The organism is Mycobacterium sp. E787 (assembly GCF_001668725.1).
Taxonomy (GTDB): Bacteria; Actinomycetota; Actinomycetes; order Mycobacteriales; family Mycobacteriaceae; genus Mycobacterium.
Genome location: NZ_LZKL01000128.1, coordinates 43030 through 50549 on the forward strand (window position 1 = coordinate 43030; position 7520 = coordinate 50549).

General features: G+C 68.2%; 6 protein-coding genes. 1 reads left to right on the forward strand and 5 read right to left on the reverse strand.

Features of this window, described 5'->3' with window-relative positions; translation table 11 throughout:
- Positions 1 to 111: 111 nt before the first annotated feature.
- Genes aftB through glf form a run of 5 tightly spaced genes read right to left on the reverse strand, consistent with a single transcriptional unit; the run spans position 112 to position 6564 of the window.
- Positions 112 to 2073, reverse strand: a complete 1962-nt coding sequence (aftB, locus tag A5705_RS26375) for a terminal beta-(1->2)-arabinofuranosyltransferase (RefSeq protein WP_067879527.1) — start codon at positions 2071 to 2073, stop codon at positions 112 to 114.
- A complete protein-coding gene (locus tag A5705_RS26380) occupies positions 2048 to 2956 on the reverse strand; it encodes a decaprenyl-phosphate phosphoribosyltransferase (RefSeq protein WP_068281098.1) in 909 nt (302 codons plus the stop codon). Before A5705_RS26380 ends, aftB begins: the two co-directional genes overlap by 26 nt.
- Positions 2953 to 3486 carry a phosphatase PAP2 family protein gene (locus A5705_RS26385; RefSeq protein WP_067879520.1) on the reverse strand — a complete coding sequence of 178 codons (534 nt, stop codon included), beginning with the start codon at positions 3484 to 3486 and terminating at the stop codon, positions 2953 to 2955. The genes A5705_RS26380 and A5705_RS26385 overlap by 4 nt, the downstream gene beginning before the upstream one ends.
- The gene (locus A5705_RS26390) at positions 3479 to 5371 is read right to left on the reverse strand and encodes a glycosyltransferase (RefSeq protein WP_067879517.1); all 1893 of its coding nucleotides are present in this window, start codon (positions 5369 to 5371) and stop codon (positions 3479 to 3481) included. The genes A5705_RS26385 and A5705_RS26390 overlap by 8 nt, the downstream gene beginning before the upstream one ends.
- The gene (glf, locus tag A5705_RS26395) at positions 5368 to 6564 is read right to left on the reverse strand and encodes a UDP-galactopyranose mutase (protein ID WP_068281100.1); all 1197 of its coding nucleotides are present in this window, start codon (positions 6562 to 6564) and stop codon (positions 5368 to 5370) included. Before glf ends, A5705_RS26390 begins: the two co-directional genes overlap by 4 nt.
- 266 nt (positions 6565 to 6830) lie before the next feature.
- On the opposite strand from glf, the gene A5705_RS26400 reads away from it, so the two are divergent.
- Positions 6831 to 7520: PirG (locus A5705_RS26400; protein WP_197521335.1), on the forward strand; the 690-nt coding region annotated here is incomplete at its 3' end.

The window sequence follows — 7520 nt, forward strand, 5'->3', positions numbered from 1 at the left end:
CCTCAGTGCGCACTGGTGAGAGCGCAGATGTGAGATTGCTGGCAATGTCCGCGAAAGCTCCGGCGGGAGCCGATTTCGGTACTCCCGGAAAAAAATTTCGGTTTGGGCGCCTTATTCGTGCGGAGGCGGCGGGATCGGCTCCGGAACCGGCAGCCCGCACCTGGCGAGCTCGTAGAGCGGAACGCGATCAATGCGGTATGCGGTGAACGCGAACGAGTGCAGGACGTTGGAGACGAAGCGGTGCAAGCTCATTGGGGCTCGCACCGAGCTGAGCACCGCCTGGGTCTCCGGACATTTCAGCGCCGCCACCGCCTGGGCGACCCAGTTGACGTCCAGGTAGCCCGGAACGCCGGGATATATCTTCACCCACGGGCCGTCGGCGATCACCCAGTCCGGGAAGAGGTTCTTGTCGTGCCCGATCCGGCCGTGCTTCAACCGTTCGGTGTGCTGGGCCAGCGGGTTTGCCAGGCCGATCTGGTCGATCACCCTGACGTCGAGTCCGACGTTCATGCCGACCATGCCGAGATTGGTGAAAAACACCGCGTGCTGCGCCTTCTGCGGCCCCTTGTCGTCGCCGGGCGCCGCCTGCGCCTGGGGCACCAGGTCCCACTGGGTGTAGTTGCCGGACGGTAGCAGCAACGCCCCGTCGGGGGTGTTGTCGAGGGCCGTCAGGACGGCAGCCATCCGCGGGTAGTCCAGGTAGTCCGCGGCCGTCAGCGGATGCGCGTGCCCGGTGGCCTGCGCGTAGAACCGGCGCTCGTCGACGATTCCCGAGTAGGTGACGTGGGTGGCGTCGTCGCCCATCCCCGGCGAGTTTGCTGCCCACAGTGACCAGCCGGCGATTCCGAGCCACAGCGCCGCGAGCGCACCGGCCACCCAATTGCCCGTCTCCCGCGAATAATCCGCGCCGTCGGGAATCGCCACCGGAATGACGGCCACCGGTGCCAGCAAACAAAATAGGGGCGCCAGCAGCACCCGCGCGTGCATGAAATCGCCGCCCTGGCGAATCCAGTAAAAGCCCTGCAGCAGGCCGCTGACGACGACGAAGGCGACCACCGCCGGCGGGCTCTGCACCGCCCGCGCCACGCGCCCGTAGTCGGGCGCGAGCACCGGGCGCAGGAACGACGGGCGGCGACGCGCAACCACCAGAAGCGCGCCGAGCGCCACCAGCAGCACCACCGGCACCCACACCGCGTATGGCGCGTTGAAGTTCGCGAGGTAGATCATCCCCTGCGACCACTTGTCGCCGGCCGCGTCCTTCGCCAGGGCCGTCCCCGGCACCAACAGGCCGTAGTAGCCCATCCGGAAGATTTCGTAGGTCACCGGCAGGAATCCGCCGGCCACCACGACCAGCACCCGCCGTCGCCAGGTGCGCGCCGCGATCAGCATCATGATCAGCGCCAGCCCGCCCATCAACGCCAGATCGGGCCGGACCAGAACGCTGAACCCGGCGACGAAGGCCAGCGCCCCGAGGAAAACCGGGCCGTCCGGGCGCCCGCGCACGGGCTGCGCCCAGCACACCATCATCCACCACAGCAGCCCGAGGTAGGCCAGCGTCAGGCCGCTCTCCAACCCGGAGGTGGCAAAGTCACGCGCCGGCGGCAACGCGATGTATACCAGCGCCCCGGCCGGCAGCATGATCGCCCTGCGGCCCCGCAGGCTGGGCGCGTACAGCCGGCCTGCGCCCAGCATCAACAGCGCCACGCCCAGCACCGAAAGGGTCAGGGCCAGCGCCAACGCCACGTATTCCATGCGCATCGGCCCGCCGACCCAGCTGCCCGCGTACATCAGGTAGGTCCAGGCCGTGGAGGTGTTCGCCTCGACCCGCTCGCCCTGGTTGAACACCGGCCCGTTGCCTGCCAGCAAATTGCGCACGGTGCGCAGCACGATGAGCCCGTCGTCGGCGATCCAGCGGCGCTGCCAGGCGCCCCACGCGAACAGGGCGGCGACCACGGCCACGCTGATCCACAGGCTGACCCGCACCATGGTGACGTAGGGGAACGGGAACCACTGCAACGGCCGCCCGGCCCGCCTGAGCACCGGCCGGCTAGCCGAAGGCAACGGCGGCCCCAACTGTCGCGATCCAGGCCAGCGCCAACAGCTGCAGCACCCGGTCACGCAGCGCAATGTCCTCGGGCTCACCGGCCAGCCCGCCGTCGACGTCGACCGCATAGCGCAGGATCGCGATGGTGAAGGGGACCATCGACACCACGAACCAGCCCGCCTCGCCGTGTTCGCGCTCGAACGCCCACAGCCCGTAGCACAGCACCACCGCGGTGGCCGACATCGTCCAGACGAACCGCAGATAGGTGCTGGTGTAGCTCTCCAGCGCCTTGCGGATCGCCGCGCCGGTGCGCTCGGCCAGCTGCAGCTCGGCGTAGCGCTTGCCGGCGACCATGAACAGCGACGCGAAGGCGGCCATCAGCAAAAACCACTGCGACAGCCGGGTATCGGTGGCCGCACCCCCGGCGATGGCCCGCAGCAGATACGCCGACGACACGATGCAGATGTCCATCACCGCCTGGTGCTTGAGGCCGAAGCAATACCCCAGCTGCATGGCGATGTAGACCGCCATCACCAGCGCCAGGTTCGGCGTCAGCCACCAGGCCAGGCCCAGTGACACCACCCCGAGCAGGACGGCCAGGGTGTAGGCCAGCCATTCGGGCACCACACCTGCGGCGATCGGGCGGAAGCGTTTGGTCGGGTGTTCGCGGTCGGCCTCGACGTCGCGGACGTCGTTGACCAGGTACACCGCGGAGGCGGCCAGGCTGAACACGACGAAGGCGACCCCCACCTGCATGCCCAGTTGGCCGTACTCGTAGCGGTGACCGCGACCGGCCGCGCTCAGCGGCGCGGCCAGGACCAGCACGTTCTTCACCCATTGCCGTGGGCGGATCGCCTTGATCACCCCGACGATCAGGTTCGACGGGGGTCCGATCACCACGTCCTCGCTCATTCGGCACACACCTCTCGCGCTCGGCCGGCGATCCCCGCCACGGCTGCGCCGAGGGCGATGCCGCAGGCCACGTCGCTCGGGTAGTGCACCCCCAGCAGAACCCGCGACAGCGCCATCGGCGGGACCAGGACGGCGGCAACCAGTCCCCCCGGCAGCCCGGTTGCCCGGCCCATCAGGATGGCCGCGGCCGTGGTTGAGGTGGCGTGCGCGGACGGAAAGCTCAACCGGCTGGGCGTGCCGACGTTGACGGCGACGGACGGGTGGTGCGGCCGTTGGCGCCGCACCAGCCGCTTGATCAACACGGCGGCGGCGTGCGCGGCGAACGCGCCGGCCCCGACCACCAGCCAATCGCGGCGGCGGCTCGGCATCAGCAGCGCACCGAGCAACGCCACGGCCAGCCAGCCGATGCTGTGCTCCCCGAAGTGCGAAAGTCCCCGCGCGACGGCCAGGACGCCGGGGCGGTCCGCCAGCGCCGACTGAACGGCCACCAGCGCGGCGACTTCGCCGCGCGGAGCGGCCGATTCAGCCATGTCGCGACTCTGCGGCCGGCAACAACGCCGTCTCCCATTTCTGCTTGCTGGACAGCACGGGCAGCGCCCCCCGGTACACCCGGCGCATCTCGTCGAACCGGCTCAGCAGGAGGCGCTGGCGCCGCAGCGACTTGAGCAGCAGCGAGATCATCTTGGCGCGGTCACGCTGCCGGTAGACCACCCCGCAGCCATCGGCGGTCGTCACGGTCACGCCGTCGACGGTGCACAGCCGGAACCAGCGCGCGTCCTGCGTCGCCACGTTGTACTCCGGCCGCCGGTGGGCCGCCGGATCGGCCTTGGTCATGTTGTGCAATATCCCGCGCGACAGGCGGTAACCGATGGAAACGGGGTTCACCGGCGGCTTCATCGCCTTGCTGCGGTGCACCGGCTGCGGCAGTTCGCTGGCCGCCGGGAGCACGACCGCATCCGGGTACTCCTTGCGCATCCGGTGCACTTCCGGCAGCGCGCTCTCAAGGATGGAAAAGATGTGCTCGGGGCCGGCCAGGAAGTCGTCGATCGCCTTGTTCTGGATCGCCACCGTCGAATACTCAAGGCAGGCAAGGTGTTTCAGCGTCGCCTTGAGGTGGCTGCGGACCAACCCGGTCACGTCACCGTCCCAGTGCATCGCGGCGACCACCAGCCGGTTGCGCAGATGGAAGTAGGCCTGCCAGTCGATGGCGTCGTCCTTGTCGCTCCAGGCCATGTGCCAGATCGCCGCGCCGGGCAGGGTGACGGTCGGGTACCCGCGCTCGGCGGCCCGCAGCCCGTAGTCGGCGTCGTCCCATTTGATGAACAGCGGCAGCGGCTGCCCCAGTTCCTCGGCGACCTGCCGCGGGATCATGCACGTCCACCAGCCGTTGTAGTCGACGTCGATGCGGCGGTGCAGCAGCTTGCTGCGATCGTTGTTGTCGTTCAACGGATATTCGGCGAAGTCGTGGTCGTACTCGGCGTGCGGTGCGGAGGTCCACATGAAGTTCGTCCGGTCCACGATCTCGCCCATGATGTGCAGGTGTGACGGCTCCTGCAGGTTCAGCATCTGGCCGCCGACGAGCATGGGGCTCTTGGCGAAGCGGTGCATCGCCAACACCCGCAGAATCGAGTCCGGCTCGATGCGGATGTCGTCGTCCATGAACAGGATCTGTTGGCAATCGGTGTTTTTCAGCGCCTCGTACATCACCCGGCTGTAGCCGCCGGAACCGCCGAGGTTGGGCTGGTCGTGGATGGACAGCCGATTGCCCAGCCGCGCCGCCGCGGCGGGGAAGTCGGGGTGATCGCGCACCTTGCGGACGCCCTGGTCGGGCACGATCACCGCCCCGATCACCTCGTCCACCAACGGATCCGAGGTGAGCGTGCTCAGCGCGTTGGCGCAGTCGGCCGGGCGGTTGAAAGTGGGAATCCCGACGGCGATGTTGGCCGTGCCCGGGGCGGGTTCGGTCGCATACCAGCCCCCGTTGAGCAGGGTGACCTTGGTGTCGGTGGTGATGTCGAACCAGATCCAGCCGCCATCCTCGAACGGCTTCAGCGCCACCTCGATCTCGACGACGGCGGGTTCGTCCTCGGCGCCGGCGAACTGGCGGCCCTCGACGAAGATGCGCGCCCCGGTGGCCTTGGTCCGGTAGACGTCGACGCGGCCGGCGCCCGTCACCTCGACGCGCAGCACCACCGACTGGCAGATGCTCCAGCGGCGCCAGTAGCTGGCGGGGAACGCGTTGAAGTACGTGGCGAACGACACCTCGGACTCCGCGCCGATCTGCAGCGAGGTCCGCGATGTCGCGTGCGCACGCCGGGCGTTGGTCGTCGACTCCTCGAGGTAGAGCTTGCGCACGTCCAGGGGCTCACCCGGCCGCGGCAGGATGATCCTGGAAAGCAGGCTTACAGCAGTCATCCCCCCGCGCCTTCCTCCACTAGAACTTTGCCGTCGCGTAAATGCGGCGCCAGGCTGTTGTCGTACATGTTCAGTGCGCTGGCGATGGCCATGTGCATGTCCAGATACTGGTAGGTGCCCAGGCGGCCGCCGAACAGCACCTTCGACGACGCGGTCTCGGCCTTCGCCCTGGCCCGGTACGCGGCCAGTACCGCGCGGTCGGCCTCGGTGTTGATCGGGTAGTAGGGCTCGTCGTCCTCGTCGGCGAACCGCGAGTACTCGCGCATGATCACCGTCTTGTCGGTCGGGTAGTCGCGCTCGGGGTGGAAGTGGCGGAACTCGTGGATGCGTGTGTAGGGCGGATCGGGGTCGTTGTAGTTCATCACCGGGGTGCCCTGAAAATCACCGATCGGCAGCACGTCGACCTCGAAATCCAGTGTGCGCCAGCCGAGCCGGCCTTCGGCGTAGTCGAAGTAGCGGTCCAGCGGGCCGGTGTATACGACGGGCGCGTCCGGGCTTTCGGCCCGCAACTGGTCGCGGACGTCGAACCAGTCGGTGCCCAGCCGGACCTCGATGCGGTCGTCGGCGGCCATGTTCTGCAGCCACGCGGTGTAGCCGTGCACCGGCAGGCCCTCGTAGGTGTCGGAAAAGTATCGGTTGTCGAAGGTGTAGCGCACCGGCAGCCGGGTGATGTTGGACGCGGGCAGTTCCTTGGGGTCGGTCTGCCACTGCTTGGCGGTGTAGTTCTTGAGGAACGCCTCGTAGAGCGGCCGGCCGACCAGTGAGATCGCCTTTTCCTCGAAGTTCTGCGCGTCCTCGGTCTTGATCTCGGCGGCCTGCTCGGCGATCAGCCGGCGCGCTTCGTCGGGGGTGAAGTATCTGCCGAAGAACTGCGACACCAGGCCCAGGCCCATCGGGAACTGGTAGGCCTGCCCGTCGTGCATGGCGAACACCCGGTGCCGGTAGTCGGTGAAGTCGGTGAACTGCCGCACGTAGTCCCAGACCCGCTTGTTGGAGGTGTGGAACAAGTGGGCGCCGTATTTGTGGACCTCGATGCCCGTCTGCGGCTCGGCCTCCGAATAGGCGTTGCCCCCGATGTGCGGGCGGCGTTCCACGACGAGCACGCGCTTCCCGAGTTGGGTAGCCACGCGCTCGGCAATGGTCAGGCCGAAGAATCCAGAGCCGACGACAAAAAGATCGAAGCGAGCGGTCATCGGTTGCTTAGGGTATCCGACGGCGTCGGCCTAACCCATTTGGCGAGGCCAGGAAGTCCGGGTTAAGGCAAATGACAACGGCTTTGGGACGACCCGAATCCCCGGTCACAGTCGGAGTCGCAATTACCTCACGATTCAATATCAGCACTCTAGTCACAGCAATCCCACTCGTACCATCGACTCTGTGTGCTTCATGCCGGATAGGACAGGCCGGGCACGCCGACACAACGCAGTTGCAATAGTTGTCCAGATTTGAGGAGACTTCCGTGCCGAACCGACGCCGACGCAAGCTTTCGACAGCCATGAGCGCGGTCGCCGCCGTGGCAGTGGCGAGTCCTTGCGCATACTTCCTTGTCTACGAATCGACCGCCGACAGCAAGCCGGCCGAGCACCACGAGTTCAAGAAGGCCGCGGTGATGTCCGACCTGCCCGGCGAACTGATGGGTGCGCTGTCGCAGGGCCTGTCGCAGTTCGGGATCAACCTGCCGCCCGTGCCCGCCCTGGGCGGGACCGGGGCCACCGGGGCCGCCACCCCGGGCCTGGCCACTCCGGGCCTGGGCACCTCGGGTCTCACCAGCCCGGGTCTCACGAGCCCGGGTCTCACCAGCCCCGGTCTCACCAGCCCGGGGTTGACCAGCCCGGCGCTGACCAGCCCGGGCCTGACGAGCCCGGCCCTGTCGAACCCGGGACTGCCGCCCACGACGCCCGGGGTCACCACGCCCGGTGCGGTGCCGACGACGCCGGCCGCCGGACTCAACCCGGCGCTGTCGAACCCGGGGCTGACCAGCCCGGCCGGCGTCGCGCCCGGCATCGGCAGTCCTACCCTGTCGCCCAGTGAGGTGCCGATCGACTCGACGACCGGATTGGACCCGGGCGCCGGCGGCACCTACCCGATCCTCGGCGACCCGTCGACGCTGGGCGGTGCCTCGCCGATCGCGTCGGGCGGCGGCGGCACC

Excerpts from the sequence above, each read along its gene's own strand:
- A5705_RS26380 (WP_068281098.1), bottom strand. The coding sequence starts at position 2,956 with ATGAGCGAGGACGTGGTGATCGGACCCCCGTCGAACCTGATCGTCGGG.
- A5705_RS26390 (WP_067879517.1), bottom strand. The coding sequence starts at position 5,371 with ATGACTGCTGTAAGCCTGCTTTCCAGGATCATCCTGCCGCGGCCGGGT.
- glf (WP_068281100.1), bottom strand. The coding sequence starts at position 6,564 with ATGACCGCTCGCTTCGATCTTTTTGTCGTCGGCTCTGGATTCTTCGGC.
- A5705_RS26385 (WP_067879520.1), bottom strand. The coding sequence starts at position 3,486 with ATGGCTGAATCGGCCGCTCCGCGCGGCGAAGTCGCCGCGCTGGTGGCC.